The sequence below is a fragment of the Gracilibacillus saliphilus genome (assembly GCF_010994085.1).
Classification (GTDB): Bacteria; Bacillota; Bacilli; order Bacillales; family Amphibacillaceae; genus Gracilibacillus; species Gracilibacillus lacisalsi.
This window is the reverse complement of sequence record NZ_WJEB01000002.1, coordinates 1-23,550: the sequence shown is the minus strand read 5'-3', so window position 1 is coordinate 23,550 and position 23,550 is coordinate 1. Positions and strand designations below refer to the sequence as shown.

Sequence of the window (23,550 nt, the reverse complement as noted above, 5' to 3'; positions counted from 1 at the left end):
CCCTTACGCATCTTCTAATAATTTTGCGCGATATTTTTCACTGGATAAATTGCGCAAATCTTGACATTCTTTTTCTGTTAACAATTTTGGACTACCGACCATACTTGAAAGCGTATAAACTTTTGCTGCTTCCTCTGTTAGCTGCATGAAAAAGTAGGCTTCTTTCATGGATTTTCCCACGGTTAACACCCCATGATTTCGCATAACCACCACATCTGTTTCTTCAATTACCTCACCTACAGCATCTGCTAATACATGTGTTGTCGGAATCATATAATCTAAATACTTCACATTTCTAATCATTGCTGGAAAATCAGGGAACATGCTCGGTATATCTTTATCAGCAGACGAAACAGCGACAGAATAACTTGGATGAGCATGTAATACTGAATCAATATCTGATCTTCTCCTAAAACACTCCAGGTGCATCAATAATTCTGAAGATGGTTTCAAATCGGTTAATACCTCACCTGTTTCAATATGCACTTTCACCCATTGCTCTTCTTCAATTTCCTGCAAATCAAAACCACTTGGCGAAATATACATGTATTCTCCGTCTCGCATACTTAAATTACCACCAGCACCTACTACTAACCCTGAGTGAACTAATTTCTTCGCATACTCTCCCAATTGTTGTTTAACCTTTAGCATGGAACAACCCTCCTATATGGAAATTAATTAAATAACACCTTTTTTTAAAATAATGTTGGCATACAATGCTTGCTCTGTTGTTGCTATAATGGCATACGCTCGCTTGGATCTTTCATAAAAGGCAAATCGTTCTTCGTGACCAATTTGCTTTTTTCCCACTTGATGTTCACTTAAAATAGCTTTGTATGTTTGCCAAATCTCTGGTGTTGGCTCCTTTTGTTTATCGACTACTTGCATCAACGTAACCGGCTTATCCACGAAAGTATCAAGTGGGAATAATTCCAAAATAGCCTCTAATAAGTCTGGAACCTGATGTCCATCACAACGGATTAGCCGATTAGCATAATTTGCAGCTGGAAAGTTGCCATCACCTATCACGATCTCATCACCATGCCCCATCTCGTGAAGCGTTTTCAATAAGTCAGGTGACAAGATATTGGGTATTCCTTTTAACATGCATACCCCTCCTGTCTATTATTTTTATTTCATCCTCCTTGTTGACTTCCTGATATGAATATCGGGAGGCAATATTATCTTCCTTTCTTGATCTACATTCTTCTGTTCGACCCTTTCAATTAGAAATTGAATTCCAATTCGGCCAAGTTCAGACGCTGGTTGAGCAGCAACAGTGAAAAATGGATCAAAATACACAACTGGCTCTACCTCATCAAAACACACCACCGAAATATCTTCCGGCACATGTAACCCTAATTCTTTCAATGCTTTCATCACACTGATTGCAATAAAGTTGTTGGCAGCGAAGATCGCGGTTGGTCGCTTCTTTTCATTTAATTGCATAAGCTGTTCTACAATACTTTTTGTATTTCCAGCTTGAACACTTTTAAAATCAATTTCAGAAATATAGTTTTCGTGTACAGGTAAATCATTAAGCTTCAGTGTCTCCAAATAACCTCTCTGTCGTTCTCTTGCTGTTGAAACATTGGATGGACCATTGATAAGTGCAATGTTTCGGTGACCATAATCAATTAAATGTTCTACAAGCTTACGACTACCTTCATAACTATCACCTAAGACATAGTCTCCCATAAACCCTTCAATCGTTCTGTCAATTAAAACAGCCGGAATATTATGGTCTCTTAGCCGTTTAATTTGATCTAATGATTTATCACTTGTCGGAGCAATTAAGACACCATCAACTCTTGCCGAGAGCATCATATCAATGTAATTGATTTCCTTTTCACTATCTTCATCCGTATTACTCATTAATACCCGGTAACCCATTTCTACGGCAGCGTCTTCTGCACCTCTTGCAATTTTAGAGAAAAAAGGGTTAGATATATCTGTTAAGATCAAACCCAATGTTTTCGTTTGATTGGATGTTAGACTTCTAGCTGCAGAGTTAGGCACATATCCTAATTCTTTTATTGCTTTTTCCACTTTTTCCCTTGTTGTCATTCGAATATTGCCAGAATTATTAATGACTCTAGAAACTGTCATCGGAGAAACATTTGCTTTTTTTGCGATGTCATAGATTGTTACCATAATTGTATACCTCTTTTTATAGCTTTGTTTTATATAATGATACCGGTATCATTTATTCAATGCAAGTGATTTTAATAAATATTTATTAATCAATTTTTATAATGATGATAAAATCTTTGTTTTCATTAGGTTTTGCGCTAATACAATCAGTTGTAACTTGTTAAACATTTAAAATAATAATTGACACATCATAACCCTTGTGATAATTTTATGTTACCGGTAACCGAAAGCGCTATCATACTTGGGAGGATGTAGTAATGAATCATTTATCTACATTTATTTTAGCTCATGACATTGGTACCAGTGGTGTTAAAGCAACTCTTTTTAATAGCTTTGGTGATCTTGTTGATAGCTTCACTACTAATTATCAGACCTATTTCATGAAGAAAAATGAGGTGGAGCAAAACCCTGAGGATTGGTGGAAAGCCATCTGTCACGCAACCAAACACTTACTTGATACAAACAAAATAACACCAATTAATATTGAAGTTATTACTTTTAGTGGACAAATGATGGGTGTCGTTCCAGTCGATAAAGAAGTCAACCCTATTCGAAAAGCACTGATTTGGGCAGATATGCGCGCTAGTCAACAGGCAGATCATGCATGTGAAGAATTTGGTGAAGATCATTTATACCAACTAACCGGCAACAAAATGACCTCCTCCTATAGCGGAGCTAAAATGGCTTGGTTAAAGGAAAATGAACCTACTTCTTATCATAAATCATATAAATTGTTACAGGCTAAAGATTATATAGTTGCAAAGTTAACAGGCAACTTCTTAACTGATTTCTCTGATGTTAGCGGTACCAATTTATATGATATTTGCAAGAAAGACTGGATGAAAGAGTTGATCCATTTTTGGGGCTTGGATATAGCTAAATTGCCTGAAGTAGTATCCTCCACTACCATCGCAGGTTATATAAAAGAAGAAATCGCCGATCAAATAGGTTTACTAAGTGGTACTCCTGTAGTGATTGGCGGAGCTGATGGAGCTTGCGCAGCATTAGGGGCAGGAATTACCCAAATTGGAGATACCTTTAATTATCTAGGGTCATCATCATGGATTGCTGGTGTTAGCGATACACCTATACTGGACAAACAAAAAAGAACCTTTAATTTTATCCACCTTGACCATTCTAAATATTTACCGATGGGTACGATGCAAGCAGCTGGCAATTTGATAAATTGGGTCATAACAGAATGGTACAAAGAATTGGCAGAGGAAAATAAAAGTAAGGCAATTGAAATAATGAATCAAGAAATAAATGATTCCACAATAGGGGCAAGGCAGCTTGTTTTTCTCCCTTATCTACTAGGGGAAAGATCCCCATGGTGGAATGCTGATATAAAAGCATCAATACTCGGATTAACAGCCGAACATCAACGTGGCGATATCGCACGAGCAGCTATGGAGGGGATATCGTTTAACTTAAGCCTTATTTACGACGCTTTGATTGAAAGCGGTTTAAAGGCGGATAACATGTGGCTTTTCGGCGGAGGTGCTAATAGTCCAATATGGCGGCAAATGCTATCTGACTTGTACAATATCCCACTTACTATTCCTCATGATGTTAATGAAACTACATCTAAAGGAGCTGCAATTGTAGGAGGAATTGGAGTAGGTTTAATTGATGGATTTAATGAAGCAAAAAAGTGGAGTAATCAAGATTTCCTTGTTCAACCTAATCAAGAAACAAAGGAAGCATATGGTATTGCCAAAAATCAATTTATCCAAGCATTTCACGCAACCAAAGCACTCTTTTAAAGGAGGAGAGCCCCGTTGGAAATATATCTAGATACTGCAAACCCAGATCATTTACAATTTGCTGCTAAGTTTCCTTTCCTAAATGGTATTACAACTAACCCTAGCATCATTGCAAAGGAAAAAGACTCATTTAGAAATGTCATCAAAAGAATAAACCAATACACTCAAGGCAAAGTCTGGATGCAAGTTACCGAAACTACTGCCGAAGCAATGTATCAAGAAGCTATCGAATTAAAAAATTGGGTAGATCACCCTGTCATTAAGTTACCTATGAACGAAGATGGCTTGGAAGCTGCTTATCGACTAAGGCAAGAAAATATTGAAGTAAATATGACCCTTATCTACTCACTACCACAAGTCGTACTCGCAGCAAAAGCAGATGTGAATTATATTAGCCCATACATCGGCAGAATGGATGATCAAAGTCTTGACGGGCAAACATTTATTAAACATTCTAAAGAAATTATTCAGTCACTTGATGCTTCCACCAAAATTATTGGAGCTAGTATAAGAACAACTCAAGTTGTCGCTGATTTAGCTAGATATGGATACGATGCTATTACGATACCTTTTCCCATCTTTCAAAAGATGTTTCAATCTCCTTTAACAACAGAAGGATTAGCAGTATTTCGGAGTGATTGGGAAAAATATACGGACAGTCTTAAGAGAAAGGAGCAAGCAGATGTCCAATAAAATACTTGAGATGCAAAACATTAACAAGTCATTTCCTGGTGTCAAGGCATTATCAGATGTGCAATTGGACTTACACCGTGGTGAAGTTTTAGCATTGATCGGTGAAAACGGAGCTGGCAAATCAACATTGATGAAGATACTCACCGGTATCTATCAGAAAGATGAAGGCAGTATTATTTATGATGGAAAAGAAATAGCACCTTCTAATACAAAAGAAGCCCAAGAACTCGGGATCAACATTATTCATCAGGAACTAAACCTGATGCCAGATTTAACTGTTGCCGAAAATATATTTATTGGTCGTGAGCCTAGAGATAAGCTGAAATTCTTTCTGAAAAATAAAGAATTAAATCAACACGCAGAAGAATTGTTTCAAAAGTTAAATATTACATTAAATCCGCGTACCAAAATTTCCGAACTAACTGTTGCCAAACAACAGATGGTGGAAATCGCCAAAGCACTATCATTTAACGCAAAAATACTTATTATGGACGAACCTACTGCAGCTTTAACAGATAAAGAAATCAATACATTATTTGATATTATTACTTGGCTGAAAAAGGAAGGTGTTGCTATTATCTATATCTCACACCGAATGGAAGAGTTAAAACGCATCTCTGATCGGATCACTGTCATGAGAGACGGAGAATACGTTGCTACACTACCCACCGAAACAACAGAAATCCGCCAAGTTGTTTCATTAATGGTAGGCAGAGAAGTAACAATCGAACAGAAAGTATCTGACCCAAACAAATTTACTGATACGGTCCTTGAAGTAAACCATTTAACTAATCACTATATAAAAGATGTTTCATTTCACCTCAAAAAGGGCGAAATATTGGGATTCGCCGGGTTAGTTGGTGCTGGAAGAACAGAAGTAGCAAGGGCAATCTTCGGAGCAGATCCCTTTTCAGGTGAAATTAAAGTAAACGGAAAAACCGTCACAATTAAACAGCCAGTTGATGCCGTTAAGCATGGGATAGGTTATTTATCTGAAGATCGTAAACGCTTTGGTCTTATGCTCGAAATGACAGTAAAGGAAAACATTATCATTTCCTCTTTAGCTAATTATTCAACAGCTGCTTTTGTTAAACCTACAAACATTAAAACAGATGCTGAGGAATATGCTCGCAAATTAAAAGTAAAGACACCTAGTGTTAATCAACGAGTAAAACTATTATCTGGTGGTAATCAACAAAAGATCGTCATTGCTAAATGGTTACTCAAGGATTGCGATATTTTAATCTTCGACGAACCTACCAGAGGTATTGATGTGGGGGCAAAACAAGAGATTTACGATTTACTAGAAATGTTAGCTGATCAAGGCAAATCAATTATTATGATTTCTTCAGAATTAACCGAGATATTAAGGCTTAGTGACCGTATTATGGTAATGAACGAGGGACGAGTCACTGGAGAGTTATTAAATCAGGATGCTAATCAAGAAAACATAATGGAGCTTGCTACACAGCATAACTAAACCAAGTGTTTAAAGGAGTGAGAAAAAGATGTCGACATTAACAAGCAATCCATCAGCAAGTGATCAAAAGAAAAGACTTGTAAGTTCTGGGGCGCTGCAACAAATATTAGCATTTGCCAGCCTTATTATTTTAGTTATTTTTTTCTCGATTGCTTCAGAGAACTTTTTACAATGGTCTAATATTGAAGGAATATTATTATCCACTACCGTTATTGGTATTCTTGCCCTAGGAACTACATTTGTGATCATTACAGGCGGAATCGACTTATCTATTGGTACAGGAATGACACTTACTTCGGTTATGACAGGGGTATTTATCGTATTTCTTGGTTTACCAGTCCTTGTAGGTATTATCGGCGGAATTGTTACAGGTGCATTAATTGGTTTTATCTCTGGTTTTTCGGTATCCATCTTAAGAATCCCACCATTCATTGCAACTCTAGCAATGATGATGATCGCGGAAGGTTTATCCTTGGTCATATCAGGTGCATCACCTATTTATTTTAGTGATGTAGAAGGGTTTAATAACATTGCCCTAGGTTCGATATTTCCTGGAGCTATCCCCAATGCAGTGTTAATTTTCTTTATCATGGTTTTAATTGGATGGATCTTGTTATCTAAAACGATTGTTGGTCGCTACACTTTTTCAATCGGGAGTAATGAAGAAGCAACTAGGCTATCAGGGATCAACGTAAAAAAATGGAAGATGATCATCTACACCATCGCTGGATGTTTTACCGGTGTGGCAGGAGTCATTATGGCATCACGATTAAATTCTGCTCAACCTGCATTAGGTATGGGATATGAATTGGAAGCGATTGCAGCAGTTGTAATTGGTGGTACCTCTTTAAGTGGCGGTAAAGGATCGCTTATCGGGACTATGATTGGTGCATTAATTATGAGCGTCCTTACAAATGGTCTGCGGATTATGTCCATCCCCCAAGAGTGGCAAACAGTTGTTATAGGTTTTGTTATATTACTAGCAGTTTATTTTGATATGTTACGCAAAAAAGGGAGTTAATTTCTTTTTCTCTTGGATGTAACTCATGTGAGTTATTTCATAAAGTGAAACTTCCATCAGTGGGGTACTACTGATGGTTAGCAAAACTTATCAGGGTGTTAACGTCCATTCTCTCACACCTTGAAGTGGGGTTTTACCGACGATTAGCACCTTAAAAAATTAATTTTTTAAGGGGAGTTATCAATGAAGAAAAATTGGTTAACATTATTAGTTATCTTTGTCTCCGTTTTATTTGTCTTGTCGGCCTGTGGTAGCGAATCTGAAGAAGCATCTGAAAGTGGTGATGTAGATGAATCTGGTACAGAAGTGACATCTGCAACTGACGAAGTATCTGGTGATAAACCTTATGTAGCGATTGTTTCTAAAGGTTTCCAACATCAGTTCTGGCAAGCTGTCCAAAGAGGGGCAGAACAAGCAGCAGAAGAATTTGATGTAGAAATAACGTTTGAAGGACCGGAAAACGAATCACAAGTAGATAAGCAAATAGAAATGTTACAAGCAGCTCTTGACAAAAATCCTGACGCGATCGGTTTTGCAGCATTAGATTCGCAAGCAGCATCACCACTACTCGAAAGCGCTGAAGAATCAGAAATTCCTGTTATCGCATTTGACTCTGGGGTTGATAGTGATATTCCACTTACAACTGCATCAACGGACAACTATGAAGCAGCTGCTTTAGCTGCGGATAAAATGGCAGAATTAATTGGGGAAGAAGGGAAAGTGGCATTAGTTGTACATGATCAAGTATCTGTTACTGGTGTACAACGACGTGATGGCTTTGTGGAAACAATAGAAGAAAAATATCCTGATATTGAAATTGTAGATACACAGTACGGCGGTGGGGACCATTTAGAATCTACTAACCTCGCAAAAACAATGATGCAAGCACATCCTGATATCGCCGGAATCTATGGATCCAATGAGGGATCAGCAATCGGTGTCGTCAATGCTGTCAGAGAGTTAGGTAAAGAAGGGGAAGTTACAGTAGTTGGTTTTGACTCTGGTAAACAACAAATCGATGCAATCAAAGATGGCGTAATGGCTGGTGCAATCACACAAAATCCAGAAGGTATCGGATATGAAACTGTCAAAGCTGCTGTAGATGCATTAAATGGGGAAGAAGTACCGGAAAACATTGACACCGGGTTCTTCTGGTATGATGCGGATAATATCGAAGATGATGAGATTCAAGCTGCGATTTATGAATAACTAATTTGACAACAAAAAGTGAGGGCAAAAATAACATCGGATATCACCGGTTATCCTCGGAAGAGAATGACCTTTCCCCGGAAGGAGATGGGCTCTTCCGGGGATATTTGCCTCCCTTCCATGGATATCACCGGTTATCCCCAGAAGAGAGTGACTTTTCCCCGGAAGAATGTGGGCTCTTCCGGGGATATTTGCCTTTCTTCCATGGATATCATCGGCTATCCTCGGAAGAGAGTGACCTTTCCCTGGAAGGAGATGGGCTCTTCCGGGGATATTTGCCTTTCTTCCATGGATATCATCGGCTATCCTCGGAAGAGAGTGACTTTTCCCCGGAAGGAGATGGGCTCTTCCGGGGATATTTGTCTCTCTTCCATGGATATCATCGGTTATCCCCGGAAGAGAGTGACCTTTCCCTGGAAGGAGATGGGCTCTTCCGGGGATATTTGTCTCTCTTCCTTGGAAGAGTCATTCCCGCTTTTTCCAAGAACTCATCAGCCAAACAAAACATATACTAAAAACAGCTATTCCACTCACTAGCGAAATAGCTGTTTAGCTTCTAGTTATTTTTTATCCAACGGTTTCTTCCAAAAACCAATCATTAATGCCGAAATAATGGCACCAATAAGAATGGAGACGAGATACATCAGCCAGCTTCCTTCTACTGCAAAAATGACAAAGATCCCACCGTGTGGTGCTGGTAAGCCAACACCGAATAATAACGAAAGTCCCCCTGCTATTGCAGAACCTACAACAATCGAAGGAATAACTCGGCCAGGGTCAGCTGCTGCGAATGGAATTGCACCTTCTGTAATAAAGAATGAGCCCAAAGCATAGTTTGTCTTACCTGCATCACGCTCTTCTCTCGTAAACTTATTACGGAAGAATGTAGTAGCAAGTGCCAACGCTAATGGTGGCACCATACCACCTGCCATTACTGCTGCATGTGGTCCTAAATTTCCAGCCTCGATCATCGCAATACCAAATGTGAAGGCTGTTTTATTAATAGGACCTCCCATATCAACTGCCATCATACCGCCTAAAATAAGTCCTAATAATAATGCGTTAGTTCCAGTCAAACCACCGAGCCACGATTCCAGACCTGACATAATTGTAGCGATCGGTTCGATGATTACATACATGGCAAGACCAGTAACAAATATGTTAATAACCGGATAAAATAAGATTGTCTTGATACCATCAAACGCTTTCGGTAGACCTGCTAAGAGTTTCTTTACACCAACTGCTACATAACCACCTAAGAAACCTGCTATTAAACCACCAAGAAAACCAGCTCCACCAGTAGAAGCCATAAAGCCACCAATCATTGCAGGTGCAAAACCTGGTCGATCAGCGATACTCATTCCAATGAAACCTGCTAAGACGGCAACCATGAGACCAAATCCGTAATCTCCGCCAATAGCATTTAAGGCAGCTGCAAATGCATTATATTGCTCGTGATCTGGTTCCGCCGAGTGAATACCAAAGAAGAATGATATGGCAACGAGGACTCCACCACCAACGACAAATGGTAGCATATTGGATACACCATTCATTAAATGTTTATAGAATCCTGTACGTCCTCCACTTGAACTAGAGCCTTCACCACTACCATCACTTTCATAAATTGGTGCGTTACCGCTTAAAGCTGTATTGATTAACTCTTCAGGCTTACGAATACCATCTGTTACCCCACGGCGCAACACTGGCTTACCTGCAAAACGATCCAACTCCACCTTTGTATCTGCTGCAACAATAATTGCTTTAGCATTTTTGATTTCTTCATCTGTTAGACGGTTTTTCACGCCATCTGAACCGTTTGTTTGCACTTTAATGGAGACACCTAATTCTTTCGCTTTATCCTTTAAAGCATCCGCCGCCATATAGGTATGGGCGATACCTGTCGGACAAGCTGTTATCGCCAAAATTTCCGGTCCTGAAGCTTGGTTGTTTCCTTTTTGTTCTTCCTCTGCTTGTCCCAGTTTATCTTGCTCTTTCGCATCAATAATACTTAAAATTTCTGTATCGGAATTAGCCTTCATTAATTGGTTGCGAAAGTCTTCATCCATCAACAATGTCGATAATCTTGACAGTGTTTGCAAATGATCATTGTTCGCACCTTCACTAGCAGCAATCATGAAAAATAAATGTGCCGGCTGACCATCTAACGAATCATAGTCTACACCTTCTTTTGATCTTGCGAAACAAATAGCAGGAGTGGAGACAGCACTTGTTTTCGCATGAGGAATCGCTACGTTCTCCCCAACTCCTGTACTGCTTTGATTCTCGCGGTCCCAAATCGCTTTGGTAAATTGTTTTTTATCATGAACATAATTGCCTTCTGCTAATTTATTTGCCATTTCATCTATGATTTCTTCTTTTGACTGAGCACGTGCTTCTAAAATAATAATGTCACGCTTCAAAAGTTCCGTTATTTTCATAGCCCCTCTTCCCTTCTTTTTATATTTACAGATGTGTTACCTGAACCTGTGAGAGCAATAATTCTACTTCTTCTTTCGTACACAATGTTTTAGAAAATGCGGTAGCACTCCCTGCCGCAACCGCATATTTAGCGGCTTCTTCGGCATTCTCCGATTTTTGCCAACTGTAAATAAATCCAGCAACTGCAGAGTCACCAGCACCAACTGAGTGTATGGCTGTTCCTTTTGGTGCACTTAATTTCATTACACCTTCTTTACCAACATAAATAGCTCCTTCTTTCGCCATCGAAACTAATACATGATCAATCTGCTGCTCTTGATGAAGCCTGCTAGCTAATCGAACTACATCTTGATCATCCTTTACCTCTGTATCAAATAGTTCCGCTAATTCATGATGGTTCGGCTTAATAAATGCAGGACTTGCATGCATTGCTTCTTCTAAAGGTGTACCACTCGTATCTAAGATCGTCATGACACCTTTTTGTTTCAGCATCGCGACAATTTCTTTGTATACGCTCATTGATAACGAACTTGGCAAACTACCTGCCAAAACCACGATGTCCCCACCTTTTAATAGGTCAAATTTAGCGAGAAGTTGCTTGTAAGCTTCCTCATCTATCATTGGAGAGACACCATTTACTTCCGATTCTTCCCCATCAGCTTTAAGTTTTACATTTATTCTTGTATCTTGTTTTAAGGAAATAAAATCATGTTTAATTTCCATCTCTGTTAAATAATCCGTAATAAATTTCCCAGTAAAACCACCAACAAAACCTAATGCTGTCGATTGAACACCAAAGCGATCCAATACACGAGAAACGTTGATCCCTTTACCACCAGCTTCCTTATAGTCTGACTGACTTCGATTCACTTCTCCCGGATGGAAGGCATCAAGACTGACTACATAATCAATGGCTGGATTTAATGTTACGGTATAAATCATAACGGCACCACCTCCAAAGTTGTTTGCTTACTAATCATTTCTTGTTGTTCGTCTGATAAACCGTTTGTCGTAATGATATGAACACTTGCTAAATCGGCTACATTAGCGAAAGATACTTCTCCAAACTTAGATGGATCTGCTAATACATATTTTGATTGGGATTGTGACAATGCTGCTTGTTTGACACTTGCCTCTTCCGGATCCGGTGTTGTTAAGCCTTGTTCAGGATGGATACCGTTAATACCTAGAAAACATTTATCAAAACGATATTCTTTGATGGCTTCGACAGCTTTCGTTCCTACGAGCGCAGCAGTCCCTTTCTTAGCCTTCCCAGAAATACAATACGTTTCGATCCCATATTCAATAAGTAATTGCACATGAGGGATTCCATTGGTAACAACCATGACCGATTTATCCTTTAAAAAAGGAATTAATTCGATGGTGGATGAACCAGCATCCAAATAAATGGAGTCACCTTCTTCTATAAAAGAGGCAGCTTTTTGCGCAATCGCGCTTTTTTCTTGTTGATTGATCGTCGACTTTTCAAGTAGTGTTGGTTCTTCTCGTTTCTTCTTTAGTAATGATGCGCCACCATGAACGCGTTTAATATATTGGAGCTTTTCTAGCTCTGTTAAATCTCTACGAATAGTTGATTCCGAAGCATTTGTAACTTCACACATTTCTTTCACTGTTACGACATCTTTTTCCCTTAATAAAGATAATATGATTTCTTGCCGTTCAATCGTCAACATAAGTCACTTCTCCTATTAATAGGTTAATCGCTTACAATCATTTTACAATCACAAACAATCATTGTCAATCATTTTTGATCATAAACAATCAACAACAGTCACCCCTTCTATTGCACCATATGTTATGATAAGTACAGTACATAAGAAAGAAGGTTCATCTCATGAAGAATCTTTACATCTTTTTTGCTTTTATTTTTCTTTTACACATCTTTTCGGTATTTTATCCAAACCCTTATCTATCATACGTATTAGGAATTCTGTCTATCGCCATGCTTGCTATCAGTTATGGAAGAGCCTCTCGATTGTTTCAAATTTTAGGTTTAGGCTTTTCTATTGTGGGGATATTGTTATTTTTCTCTACTAATCTAACGGTATGGGAAGTTGTTCCTATGCTTGCAGGGAACTTATCTTTGTTAACATTGCTAGCCGTACTACCTTGGATGAACAGTGCCGTTGCAGCGGGACGATTTGATAGATTAATGCAGCATTTGTTAAGAGGAAATGTGCGTGATTTGGGCCAGTTGTATCAACGAAGCACAACAGCGATGATGTCATTAACAGCTTTTTTAAATGTATCTTCCGCAACGATTGCCCAGGATGTTCTAGTCGATAATTTAAAGCCGATTCAAAAGAAAATTGCTAATAAAATTATTATGATGGCAACGTTAAGGGGATATTCGCTAGCATTACCTTGGAGCCCTTTAGAAGTGTTACTGGCTATGGGGATTTTTATTACCGGAGTCAATTACGCGACATTATTACCATGGATGATTCTTATTACCGTTCTCATGTATGGTCTCGATAGCTTGTGGGGGCGATTATATTTTAAGCAATATCCTTATCCGGTAGACAATCATACTGTCTCACACCAACAAAACAATCAAAATCGGTCAAAAATCATTCAATTGGTGATTGCACTATGTTCTTTTCTACTATTAGTAATCATGATTGGTAATGTATTTGACTTAGAATTTATCTTGACTGTAACGTTATTAGTATTTCCTTTCGCCTGTTTATGGGCACATGCGATCGGCAGGTGGAAAAGCTTTTGGACAATCGGCTGGAATCGCTGGAAGAACAGTATGAATAATATGGATAATTTTATTGTGTTATTTGTCACTTTAGCACTTTTTACTAATACATTAAATGAATCACCTGCCCTATTAATGTTACAGGATCCGATTTTATTAGTTGCTGATTATCCAATTTTAATTTTAATCATGATTCAATTTCTTTTCGTCGTATTGAGTATGTTTGGTGTTCACCCTGTTGCAACAATGGGAATTTTAAGCGGGATCAGTCCAATGTTAATGGATATTTTAAGCCCGTTAAGTCTTGCTGTGAGTTTAATTATTGGTGGGGTCTCCACTGTACCAATTGGGACATATGGACTTGTCGTCACGATTACATCAATGAGTTTGAAGCAAAGTCCTTATTATATTACTTATTATAATTTGAGTTATTCTTTTGCATTTGGTGCGATTGGGATTATGCTCTCTTATTTGTTGATTTAGCGTACTTAGAAAGAGGTCAAGGATAAAGGGAAACCGCCTTAATACATTATATAGGAGGGGTTCTATATGAGAAGGCAAAAGGTTTTAAAATGGCTATTTATATCAATCTCCATTTTTGCTATTTGTTTTGTTTCTATTACAACGTTGGCTGTAATTACTGATACGGACGTGAAACAAACTATACAAACTGATCATAAAGATATAATAGCAGAAGAGCGGTCTGTCATTGAACAAAGAAATAAGGAGAAGCCTAAACCGTTAGAATTTACCGGTGACTATGATAAAGATATGTTAGCAGAATACGTTAGCAGATAATGAAATGCCGTTCTCTAACGATGACCAATCATATGAAAATGTAACACCAGAGAAATTTCATGAGTATTTAGCAATGATGGAAAACGTTCCAAGTAAAATACGAGAAGATAAACTAAATTGGCTTGAAGGGGGATTAGACAAAATACCTGAAGAATATCGGGCAGATTATCAAGAACGGATTGCTAATTTTAAAAAACACGTCCCTTAAATAAAATGTGGGGCTCTTAATACTGATGCCCCCCCTTACCATTGGTATTCCTATTCTTCTTTTATTACGGTGCTAAACATCTGTCCTCCCTTGATTATTTCTCACTTTACCGTTAGGACCGTAATAAATGCATTAGTTTACTCCTACTATTCGTATTTGTTTTGGTAAAAATCGATTTCAAGTGATCCTGAACGGTATAAGGTGAAATCGATAAATATTGTGCGATTTCTTTTGTTGAATGACCTTTCCAGACATGTTTCAGAACTTGAGACTCTTTGGAAGTTAATCGATAACATGTTACTAAATGCGAAAACCTAGCTTCTTCTGGTATAGGGATTCTCATCACCATCAACACGTTTGCTTCATCGCTACCGGTAAGTAATGATCCCTCCATTGCATATATCTGACCTACTTGTGTTTTCATAATAGTTCTTTGATGAGTTGTTTGTTCACTGAGCATTTGATAAGCAACAGCTCGAATAGAACGTGGTAACCTATCTGTTGCAATAGCTTCTTCCATACATAGTTCTTGTAACCATTGTTCCCCTTCACTATTTTGAAAAAGAATATCAAGCCTTTCCGAAAGAATAAGCATTGGCTTTATCAATTCATCCACAGCCAATTGTGGTGTTTTTTCCATATGACTTCTCATCAGTTGTGCAATACTTTTAACATGTTTTGTTACTTTTTGGACTTCAGCATTCGTAAAAAACAAATTTTCTCTAAACAAACTGGCAAACCCATAGCACGTATGATTGATTACAAAAGCAATTCTCATTTCATCCCTAAATCCAGCAGGCAACAATATCTCATCAAGTCGTCTGCTTGGTTTATCATGCAGTAATTGAACAGGAAGGAATCCACTTACTAATTCTTGATGAGAATGGATATCTTCTTCTAAATATTCATTTTCAAATAATTGTTGATGGATAGCCTCAACCGTTTCGTCTGTATATGCCCCCGTTGTCAGTAGGTTATTTGGGTCAACGGTTCTAATACATGCCGCATCAAATGAGCAAGTAGCATATAAAAAATCACGTATTCTTTTTCTTAACACATTCCCTCCCAACACCCACACCTCCCTTATCCCTTGATTATGGGATAGTTTTTCCATTTAATACATTTATAATTGAGAATGATTATTATTATAAATGTAACATAAAAGGAGCGTATTGCAATGACTATTTCAAATTTATCTTGGCATAATGACACTGTTAAAGGTTATTCTGCAACCATTGATCGAAAAGTCCCCGGATATCAATTGTTACACGAATTAACTGCCTTACTATTAAAGGAAATATTAACTCAGGATATTACAAAAGTCCTCATTGTAGGTGCCGGTGGAGGTAAAGAATTGATTACCTTAACAGACTTGTTGCCAGACCATGTCCAACTTACTGCACTAGATCCATCTACTCAAATGCTAGACATTGCTAAGGAAACTTTCAGTGCTAGGGGAAGAGAACATTCGATTTCCTTTATCGAGGGTTATCTTGAAGAACAAGATTTCCACGAACCTTTTGATGCCATTATTTGTATGCTTACCTTTCAATTTATTCAAGGAAAGCAATCGCAAATACGATTTGCACAACATCTAGCTCGCTCTCTTCATCCTGGTGCACCATGTTTTTTAAGTACGATGGTCAATCACGATCAAATCTATTTTCAAACGTGGAAACAACATTTAATCAAACACGGTGGAACCAATGCAGAAGCAATACAGTTTCAAGAAAGTATCGGAAAACGTATATTTTCAATCGATGAGAAGGGATTAACAAATATGCTACACCAAGCTTCATTCACACAGATATCCTCTTATTTTCAATCGTTGTTTTTCAAAGGTTTTATCTGTTTTAAAGGAGGGACAGAGTCATGAAAGACGCCATTATTGTTATTGGAGGATATGGAAAGGTAGGCAAGATAATTTGTAAGCTATTAGCTAAACAGTTCCCCGGAAAAGTATATGCGGCTGGCAGAAATAAAGATAAAGCGATTCGCTTTGCTAAAGAGACAAATGATCTAGTCCAACCGCTTGTTTTCGATATGCATCAAACTGAAATACCGAGCTGGCTATCAGATGCAAAATTAGTCATGATGTGTATCGATCAACCAAACACACGGTTTATACAAGCCTGTTTACAAAATGGAATCGCCTATATCGATATAACAGCTGATCGTCACTTTTTAACTGAAGCTGAGAAACTTGAGATAGAGAACATCTTTGCTCCAGCAGTTCTAAGTGTTGGGTTAATTCCTGGTCTCTCCAATTTATTAGCTAATTATGCAAAAGAACTGATGCCGGCAGTTCATCAATTAGATATAGATGTTCTGCTCGGTCTTGGTGATGACCATGGCGAAGCAGCGTTAAAGTGGATGCTTGACCAAACACACTCATCCTTTATGATATATGAAGAAGGGAAAAAAGTTTGGAAAATACCATTCTCTGATAAAAAGTGGACCAATTTTGGTACTTTAGTCGGAAAGAAACATACTTATCGGTTTCCTTTCCCTGATCAATTAACACTTTATCACACATTAAAAATACCAAGTGTATCGACAAGGATCTGCTTTGACTCTAACTTTATTACTACTGTGCTTGCGTGGTTCTGTAGATGGAAACTAAGTAGACTTCTTCCATTACCGTTCATTCAACAACTTTTTTTGTTTCTTTTAAAAAAATGGAAAATTGGTTCCAAGCAGTTTTCTGTACACGTAAGTGGTTACGATGAAACTAGTAACAAAAGCGTCACCATCTACGGTGAAGAAGAATCCGTTATCACAGCGCAAGTTGCCGCTAGTGTTGCAAATGCAATCTTAACGAATCATTTCAATCCTGATATTTATCATATTGATCAGCTTTTTCGATTAAATTATCAAGAAGGCAGACTGTATTTGGAAGTTAAGCAGAATAAGAATATCTATTATATTTGTGATTCTATTCGGTTTCGATAATTGTATGAATTTAGATACAAGTAATAACATGACAATACACCCTTAACCTTCTAAAATAGATAGTAGACAAATACTAATCCGAAAGAGGTATCTCCTTTATGAAACAAATCGCATCAAAAAATTGGGTAATATTGGAGCTCTGTTGACAAAAGTAGTTAAATGTTATAATTTGAACAAAATGATGTAGGGGGTGCTTACTATCTACAAACTAATGATAAAAAATCAATTAAAAACAGAATTGAAATTGTATGGGAGTAGTTTTGCTGGTGCAATAATTGCTTCTTCTTTTTTTCTGATTCGACCGTCTGAACCTGAATCTTATTTGATATATTATTTTTTATGGATGATACCATTGTGCGATACATTCATACATTTTGCTGCTTCAGAGCATGCAGCAAAAGTTTATTGGTCAAAATATGCTAATCATACACTATTGTACTTTAGAATCCTATTACTCTTTCGAATGGTACACGCCTTGGTACATATGTTATTTATAAATATACTGAATCAAGCATATGTTTTTGTCTTTGAATCTGATTTCGCGAGCAATTTTTGGGGACTTCAAATTTATCTTGCTACCTTTCTTTTATACGGCTTTACTGTTGGGGCAAGTACATCCATTAGGCAAGCTAAACTTTCGCTAAAGAGAATCCAGAAACTCTCTCTAGGGTTGCTCCGTTTAATAGCCCCGATTATTCTGATAATGATACTATCAAAGATAACTGATATCATATTTGATACAACTGCTTCCTTCACCTTATTGGGGACTTTTTTGAATATTATATTGGTTATTTTAAACTATTACTTTATCAAAAGATTGATCGACCAATAATCAGAAAACATGTAAACAATTATATTATACGTTAAAAAGGAGTTTTTTTATGTCTTATGCTGATATATTAAAGAAGGAATGGAAAAATGAAAAAAGGGCATACATCATAGGTTTTGTGGGGGCTATTGTACTCTCGCTATATTTCTTTATCTTAAGAACGGATTCGCTAATGGTATATTTTCTTTTATATGTTTATCCTGCGTTATTATGTATACATCCCGTACGCTTACCAAAACCTTACGCACAGACTTTTTGGTCAAAATATGCAGACGCTTTTAATTTTTATAAAGCCAAGGTTACGCTACGATTTATTCAATTATTATTGCACATGCTTTTAGTGACCTTATTAAATCAAATTTACTTTCAATTTACTCATTCAAACTTCACATTTCATTTTTGGAATCATCAACCCTTTATGATTTCCTTGATGCTTTATTTATATTTGATAAACATCGGTCTATCATTAAAAGAAACAGTTGTATTGCAATCTAAAATTAAAAAATTTTTCGTTATAATACTCCAATTATTCGGAGTTGTCCTTTTGGGGATGTTTGTGTCTTGGGTATTCGACTTTATATACTATCTTATAAATTCTACTTACATTGAAATAAAATTTATGAGACCACTTATGTTCATTTTATTTTCAATCATGCAGCATCATTCAAATAAAAATTTGATCCGAAACCTACCTAAGTCTTTCGATGATTAACCCCTTCCAAAAAACTCGAGTAAAAAAGCGACTTTAGCACAGTAACTAAAGTCGCTTTTTATAACCGCAGTCTTTACACTATTGCGTCTTCAATATATGATCCTCCTATAATTACTACAAAGAGAATACCTGTTGCACCAATTATCGGTCCGAGCCCTACACTACCCATTGATAGACAAATAAAAACAAGTAATGCAAAGCCCGCGAATAGAAAGATTTCTGCTGGTGAAAGATTTGCTAAAAAAGTATCGCTTAAATCAATATCTTTCTCCATCGTTAGCACTTCTCTAATCTTTAATCCATCACCAACATCAAGGAGCATTTCAAACTTACAAGGTTTAATTGTGAATGATTTCATGTTCCAATTCGTCTCTACTTCTCCTACAGAAAATCGGACTTCCTCAATGATACCTTTATTTAATAAGTGGTTTTCGATCCAGACTGCTATACTATCTTCGGAAGTGGTCACATAATTATTTATTTCTTTAAGCCCTTTGTTAGCAAAAGCATTCATTAAATCTTCTATTGGAAATCCAGTATCAGTGATGCTCCAATTTACGCTATTTTCTGCTTCTAAGAATGCTTCATACGTAAACTGGACCCCAGCAATTCGCTTAGTCACTTTAATACCGGGCTGAACACTGGAAATATCCCTTAATTTATCAGATACGTTAAAAAGGTCAGAAAATGGTGACTGTGGAGTGACTTCAATGTCCTTTCGTGCATGGAATAATGATTTTATGGCATCCACCGTTTTTTCCGCCATATTTTGTCTCTGAGAAGGAGACTGTAAAATTTGGACGTCATGTTGAGTATCTATAAATCCATGCTCAATTAATACGGATGGCATGTTCGCTTCTCGAATCACATGATAATAATCTCCATTTTGGCCTTGTCTTGATTTCGCTCCTCTATTAACAAATATTGCAGGCGAGAGATTGTCCATAATTTTCTCTGCAAGTCTCTTCCCAGGTCCACCGTAAATACTATGGTACACTTCTGCACCAATACCACCACCAGCATTTACATGGTTAGAAATAAAAAGATCTGCTCCCCATTGGTTCGCTTCATTAGTTCTTTCTGGAAGTGTTCTATAGATATCTGTTTCTCTAGACATTTTTACAATGTAACCTTCAGCTTCTAATAGTCTACGTTGCCTTAAAGAAATATCTAGAACTAAATCTTTTTCTTCTAGACCATAACGTCTAGCCCCTGGATCATAGCCACCATGGCCTGGGTCAATGTATATCTTTCTAATATTACCAATAGGTTCATTATCGGATTGATCACCATCATTATTCCCTGGATGAGAGATAGAAAATAAGGAATTCCACGTCATTCTACCTACAATACCATCTACATCTAAACCATTAGCATGTTGATACGCTTCAACCGCTCGCCTAGTCATCGGACCAAAAATACCGTCTACTGTTCCTGAAGAATAACCTCGATCGTTCAATTTTTGTTGAACTTGACGAACAAGACTTCCTGTATCACCTTCTCGGATCAATCTATTAGGATAACTAGTCTCTGTTCTATCTGGCGCTGGCATTCTATCACCATTAAAAAGCGCATTCCAAGTATTACGTCCTACAATTCCGTCGACTTCCAAATTATTTGCCAGTTGAAAACGTCGTACCGCAGATGCAGTATTATCACCAAAGATACCATCTTCAGCTCCTGCATTATACCCCATGGTATTTAGCTGTGATTGAACTCTAGCTACATTATCTCCTGCTGAGCCAATCGTTAATAATGTACCAGGATATGGTATTCTGACATTAGCTGTAGTATTGTTAAACATGGCATCCCACGTTAACCTACCGACAATACCGTCTACCTGAAGTTCCTTACTCGCTTGATAATCTTTTACCCTTTGTTCCGTCTTCGGTCCATAAATGCCATCTACTGAACCAACAAAAAAATTCAATTGATTTAATCTTCGTTGTACCATTCGAACATAACTACCTGTAGACCCTCTAGACAATAATACGCCAGGGAATGGGGTATTGTTATTAACATTTTCACCAGTTTGCGAGTCGGACATTAATTTATCCCATGTGTTAGGTCCCACAATACCATCCACTACTAAATTTCGAGATTCCTGATAATCTTTTACGCCACTTTCCGTACCTGAACCAAAAATACCATCTGCACTTCCCACGTTAAATCCCAAACGATTTAATTGGTTCTGAATTATTTTGACACTATCACCCTGGGAACCTACACTTAACACATAACCAGGATAAGTTGCATATATTCCATTAGCTGTTCCATTAAATAAAATGCTCCATGTTACCTCACCAACAATACCATCAGTTGAGATAAAATGATCTCCTTGAAAATCAATCACTGCTTGCCTAGTTCCAGAACCATAAATCCCGTCCACTACACCTGCATTATAGCCAAGTTCATTTAGCCGTTGTTGTACTAACTCAACATTTGGACCTGTAGATCCCATGCTTAACAAATCACCAGAAAAAGGATGGTTTGCAGAGGCACCATTATCATTAAATAGTTTATCCCATGTTAATTTTCCAACAATACCATCAGGATTTAAATTGTTTGCACGTTGAAATTCCTTTACTCCATTTGCTGTACCTTCACCATAAATACCGTCTGCATTTCCTACGTTGAAATTAAGATCATTCAGAGCATTCTGTATTGCTCTCACATTACTTCCTGTTGAACCAATTGCATAAAGTTCTCCTGGAAAATTCTTCATAACTATCTCTCCTTTTCGTTTATTTTTCTTACACTGTTAATGTACATGAAAACGAATAGGAAAAAGTATTTACATTATCTTTAATATATTTCATAAAAGTATCCTAAAATTCTCAATTAAGTTAGCTTTTTATCCCTTTTTTCACCACAAAAAAACAGACCCTTACCTTCCGAGGATCTGTTTATACCAATTTAATAAAGATTCTGCCAATGAGCTTTTTTGATTTTTATATAAAGAAACGTAGCTAACACTAAAAAGAATCGAATGAATAATGTATCACTAGTTCTTGATACATTACTCATTATTATGAACCTAAAGACATTTTAAGATATACTATTTTTTTCGCCCTTCAATCTACTCTCTTTACGAAGAACTTTAGCCTGATTATATAGACCGCTAGCTGATAAACTTGCAACTATGCCCAGCAAAATTCCTTCAGCTAAATCATTGGGAGAAATATAAAATACCCCTGCAAGAATACCAAAAGCCAAAGCAAACAGCGGACTAAATTTATTTGGTAGTCCTACATTTTTCAAAAGCTGAACCAAACCGGTTATGATTGGAATAATAGCTACATCGTAAGCAGAAAACCCCATTACAATGCACCCCCTTATGTATTTGCTATTTCAAGGATAACAACAAATACATAAGAATAAGTTGCCATTATATCGCCAATTAGTCCTTTATAAATGTAGAAAAACTAAGAAAAACAACTATATTTTTACTTTATATTAATAATTTCTTTTTACCTCAGAATCAATCTCTAGACTCAAGAAATTTCTTTATCTCTCTTATTTCCTTTAACGTTTCTCTTTGTATTTCTAGGTTTTCTTTGTGGATGTCCATGGCTTCATTTGTGCGTTGTTTTGACAATTTAGAAACCTTAGAGACAAATATCATCAGAACTGGTAAGGCCAATACCACGATAATAGCTAATACCGTAGTGATGAAGTCTAGAATGTACATAAAGCTCTTACATTGCTCCTTTCTTATCTTCATTCTACTGGAAGAATAGGTATAGTAGTATGTATATCTTCACCAAGAGACTCACCATTACTGTCCGTTGGAGCCTTCACATGAAACTCAACCTCTTCTAACGCCTCAGCTTTGGACTGTCCCAATATATAGCTCACCGTCACATAATAATCTCCGGAACCAGTTTCAGAATCGGTATATGCAAAGTCACTATTAAGAGCAGTACTCATTAATCCCTCTGGTTTGTTGAAATGCTCACCTGCATCCGTAGTCAATTGAAAATTATCTTGCGTAAACTCAATATCTTTTCTCTCCGAAGTCATCGTCATCAGTACTTCGATAACCTCTATTTCCCCTTTAGGCAAACGCTCTTGGAGAATTTCACTAATGTTGTTTAGTTCGCCTCTTTCTACCGCAATAGATTTAATCACTAGGGATATGGGACCTATTTTATATGTACCAATATCAGTTTTTTCTTTTAAAATTTCAAAATCCCCCATACCAAAAAGATCTCGGTCCTTACTTTCATTGTCTTCTTGATCATTTTTTGTTTGCTCTTGCTCTACTTGTGAATCACTATTTTGCTCCTGACTTTCTGAATTGAGATCGCAGGCACTTAATATTAATAAAAGAGAAAAGCAAATATAAAACAGATTTTTCAAAGTGCACCTCCTACGACGCATTGATTCTTGGATTTTAACATACTTAAAGAAATGTGTTCAATCCTCTCAATTGGATATGTTTTCCACACGATACATTCTCACACTCTCTAGAGTGACGTGCTTAATCCATAAAAAGGATGAGTGGTTGTTACCATTATACTTATCTTCCAAGTATTGAACTACCCCCACTTAACCTCCTTTC

Annotated in this window: 21 protein-coding genes; 11 read left to right on the top strand and 10 right to left on the bottom strand. The window is 37.2% G+C overall.

Annotated elements, in window-relative coordinates; translation table 11 throughout:
* Positions 1 to 3: 3 nt before the first annotated feature.
* The 3 genes from GHT08_RS04380 to GHT08_RS04370 are packed head-to-tail and all read right to left on the bottom strand — an operon-like array spanning position 4 to position 2,154.
* Positions 4 to 651 (bottom strand): class II aldolase/adducin family protein, encoded by a 648-nt coding sequence (locus GHT08_RS04380; RefSeq protein WP_163580144.1) that lies wholly within the window; start codon positions 649 to 651, stop codon positions 4 to 6.
* Positions 652 to 678: 27 nt separating this feature from the next.
* A complete protein-coding gene (locus GHT08_RS04375; protein WP_163580142.1) occupies positions 679 to 1,107 on the bottom strand; it encodes an RbsD/FucU family protein in 429 nt (142 codons plus the stop codon).
* A gap of 24 nt (positions 1,108 to 1,131) precedes the next feature.
* On the bottom strand, positions 1,132 to 2,154 hold the full coding sequence (locus tag GHT08_RS04370; protein ID WP_163580140.1) for a LacI family DNA-binding transcriptional regulator: 1,023 nt from the start codon (positions 2,152 to 2,154) through the stop codon (positions 1,132 to 1,134).
* A gap of 257 nt (positions 2,155 to 2,411) precedes the next feature.
* Here GHT08_RS04370 and xylB point away from each other — a divergent pair, with 257 nt between their 5' ends.
* The 5 genes from xylB to GHT08_RS04345 all read left to right on the top strand — a co-directional run bounded on the left by xylB (position 2,412) and on the right by GHT08_RS04345 (position 8,323).
* Positions 2,412 to 3,920, top strand: a complete 1,509-nt coding sequence (gene xylB / locus GHT08_RS04365; RefSeq protein WP_163580138.1) for a xylulokinase — start codon at positions 2,412 to 2,414, stop codon at positions 3,918 to 3,920.
* A 15-nt stretch (positions 3,921 to 3,935) separates the two neighbouring features.
* The gene (locus GHT08_RS04360) at positions 3,936 to 4,613 is read left to right on the top strand and encodes a transaldolase family protein (RefSeq protein ID WP_163580136.1); all 678 of its coding nucleotides are present in this window, start codon (positions 3,936 to 3,938) and stop codon (positions 4,611 to 4,613) included.
* Positions 4,603 to 6,093 carry a sugar ABC transporter ATP-binding protein gene (locus GHT08_RS04355; RefSeq protein WP_163580134.1) on the top strand — a complete coding sequence of 497 codons (1,491 nt, stop codon included), beginning with the start codon at positions 4,603 to 4,605 and terminating at the stop codon, positions 6,091 to 6,093. Before GHT08_RS04360 ends, GHT08_RS04355 begins: the two co-directional genes overlap by 11 nt.
* Positions 6,094 to 6,121: 28 nt before the next feature.
* Positions 6,122 to 7,114: an ABC transporter permease gene (locus GHT08_RS04350; protein WP_163580132.1), complete on the top strand. Its 993-nt coding sequence runs from the start codon at positions 6,122 to 6,124 to the stop codon at positions 7,112 to 7,114.
* A 183-nt stretch (positions 7,115 to 7,297) separates the two neighbouring features.
* Positions 7,298 to 8,323: an ABC transporter substrate-binding protein gene (locus GHT08_RS04345; RefSeq protein WP_163580130.1), complete on the top strand. Its 1,026-nt coding sequence runs from the start codon at positions 7,298 to 7,300 to the stop codon at positions 8,321 to 8,323.
* A 560-nt stretch (positions 8,324 to 8,883) separates the two neighbouring features.
* On the opposite strand, the gene GHT08_RS04340 is transcribed toward GHT08_RS04345, so the two are convergent.
* Genes GHT08_RS04340 through GHT08_RS04330 form a run of 3 tightly spaced genes read right to left on the bottom strand, consistent with a single transcriptional unit; the run spans position 8,884 to position 12,456 of the window.
* Entirely contained in the window at positions 8,884 to 10,761 is a 1,878-nt protein-coding gene (locus GHT08_RS04340) for a PTS fructose transporter subunit IIABC (RefSeq protein WP_163580128.1), read from the bottom strand.
* Between the two features lie 25 nt (positions 10,762 to 10,786).
* A complete protein-coding gene (gene pfkB, locus GHT08_RS04335; protein WP_163580126.1) occupies positions 10,787 to 11,704 on the bottom strand; it encodes a 1-phosphofructokinase in 918 nt (305 codons plus the stop codon).
* Positions 11,701 to 12,456, bottom strand: coding sequence for a DeoR/GlpR family DNA-binding transcription regulator (locus GHT08_RS04330; protein ID WP_163580124.1), 756 nt, complete (start codon positions 12,454 to 12,456; stop codon positions 11,701 to 11,703). The genes pfkB and GHT08_RS04330 overlap by 4 nt, the downstream gene beginning before the upstream one ends.
* Before the next feature lie 161 nt (positions 12,457 to 12,617).
* On the opposite strand from GHT08_RS04330, the gene GHT08_RS04325 reads away from it, so the two are divergent.
* The 3 genes from GHT08_RS04325 to GHT08_RS04315 all read left to right on the top strand — a co-directional run bounded on the left by GHT08_RS04325 (position 12,618) and on the right by GHT08_RS04315 (position 14,493).
* Positions 12,618 to 13,970 carry a hypothetical protein gene (locus GHT08_RS04325; RefSeq protein ID WP_163580122.1) on the top strand — a complete coding sequence of 451 codons (1,353 nt, stop codon included), beginning with the start codon at positions 12,618 to 12,620 and terminating at the stop codon, positions 13,968 to 13,970.
* Positions 13,971 to 14,036: 66 nt separating this feature from the next.
* Entirely contained in the window at positions 14,037 to 14,285 is a 249-nt protein-coding gene (locus GHT08_RS04320; protein ID WP_163580120.1) for a hypothetical protein, read from the top strand.
* Positions 14,286 to 14,289: 4 nt separating this feature from the next.
* The gene (locus GHT08_RS04315) at positions 14,290 to 14,493 is read left to right on the top strand and encodes a hypothetical protein (RefSeq protein WP_163580118.1); all 204 of its coding nucleotides are present in this window, start codon (positions 14,290 to 14,292) and stop codon (positions 14,491 to 14,493) included.
* A 112-nt stretch (positions 14,494 to 14,605) separates the two neighbouring features.
* Here the strand turns inward: GHT08_RS04315 and GHT08_RS04310 are convergent, their stop codons facing one another.
* Positions 14,606 to 15,562, bottom strand: a complete 957-nt coding sequence (locus tag GHT08_RS04310) for a helix-turn-helix transcriptional regulator (protein WP_163580116.1) — start codon at positions 15,560 to 15,562, stop codon at positions 14,606 to 14,608.
* 108 nt (positions 15,563 to 15,670) lie between these two features.
* Here GHT08_RS04310 and GHT08_RS04305 point away from each other — a divergent pair, with 108 nt between their 5' ends.
* From GHT08_RS04305 to GHT08_RS04295, 3 genes are all read left to right on the top strand, one after another.
* Entirely contained in the window at positions 15,671 to 16,369 is a 699-nt protein-coding gene (locus GHT08_RS04305) for a class I SAM-dependent methyltransferase (protein WP_163580114.1), read from the top strand.
* Positions 16,366 to 17,445, top strand: coding sequence for a saccharopine dehydrogenase NADP-binding domain-containing protein (locus GHT08_RS04300; RefSeq protein ID WP_163580112.1), 1,080 nt, complete (start codon positions 16,366 to 16,368; stop codon positions 17,443 to 17,445). Before GHT08_RS04305 ends, GHT08_RS04300 begins: the two co-directional genes overlap by 4 nt.
* 881 nt (positions 17,446 to 18,326) lie before the next feature.
* Positions 18,327 to 18,986 carry a hypothetical protein gene (locus tag GHT08_RS04295; RefSeq protein WP_163580110.1) on the top strand — a complete coding sequence of 220 codons (660 nt, stop codon included), beginning with the start codon at positions 18,327 to 18,329 and terminating at the stop codon, positions 18,984 to 18,986.
* A 73-nt stretch (positions 18,987 to 19,059) separates the two neighbouring features.
* On the opposite strand, the gene GHT08_RS04290 is transcribed toward GHT08_RS04295, so the two are convergent.
* The 3 genes from GHT08_RS04290 to GHT08_RS04280 all read right to left on the bottom strand — a co-directional run bounded on the left by GHT08_RS04290 (position 19,060) and on the right by GHT08_RS04280 (position 23,348).
* Positions 19,060 to 21,711 carry an N-acetylmuramoyl-L-alanine amidase gene (locus GHT08_RS04290; RefSeq protein WP_163580108.1) on the bottom strand — a complete coding sequence of 884 codons (2,652 nt, stop codon included), beginning with the start codon at positions 21,709 to 21,711 and terminating at the stop codon, positions 19,060 to 19,062.
* A 323-nt stretch (positions 21,712 to 22,034) separates the two neighbouring features.
* A complete protein-coding gene (locus GHT08_RS04285; protein ID WP_163580106.1) occupies positions 22,035 to 22,307 on the bottom strand; it encodes a hypothetical protein in 273 nt (90 codons plus the stop codon).
* A gap of 399 nt (positions 22,308 to 22,706) precedes the next feature.
* Positions 22,707 to 23,348 carry a hypothetical protein gene (locus tag GHT08_RS04280; protein WP_163580104.1) on the bottom strand — a complete coding sequence of 214 codons (642 nt, stop codon included), beginning with the start codon at positions 23,346 to 23,348 and terminating at the stop codon, positions 22,707 to 22,709.
* Between the last annotated feature and the right edge of the window lie 202 nt (positions 23,349 to 23,550).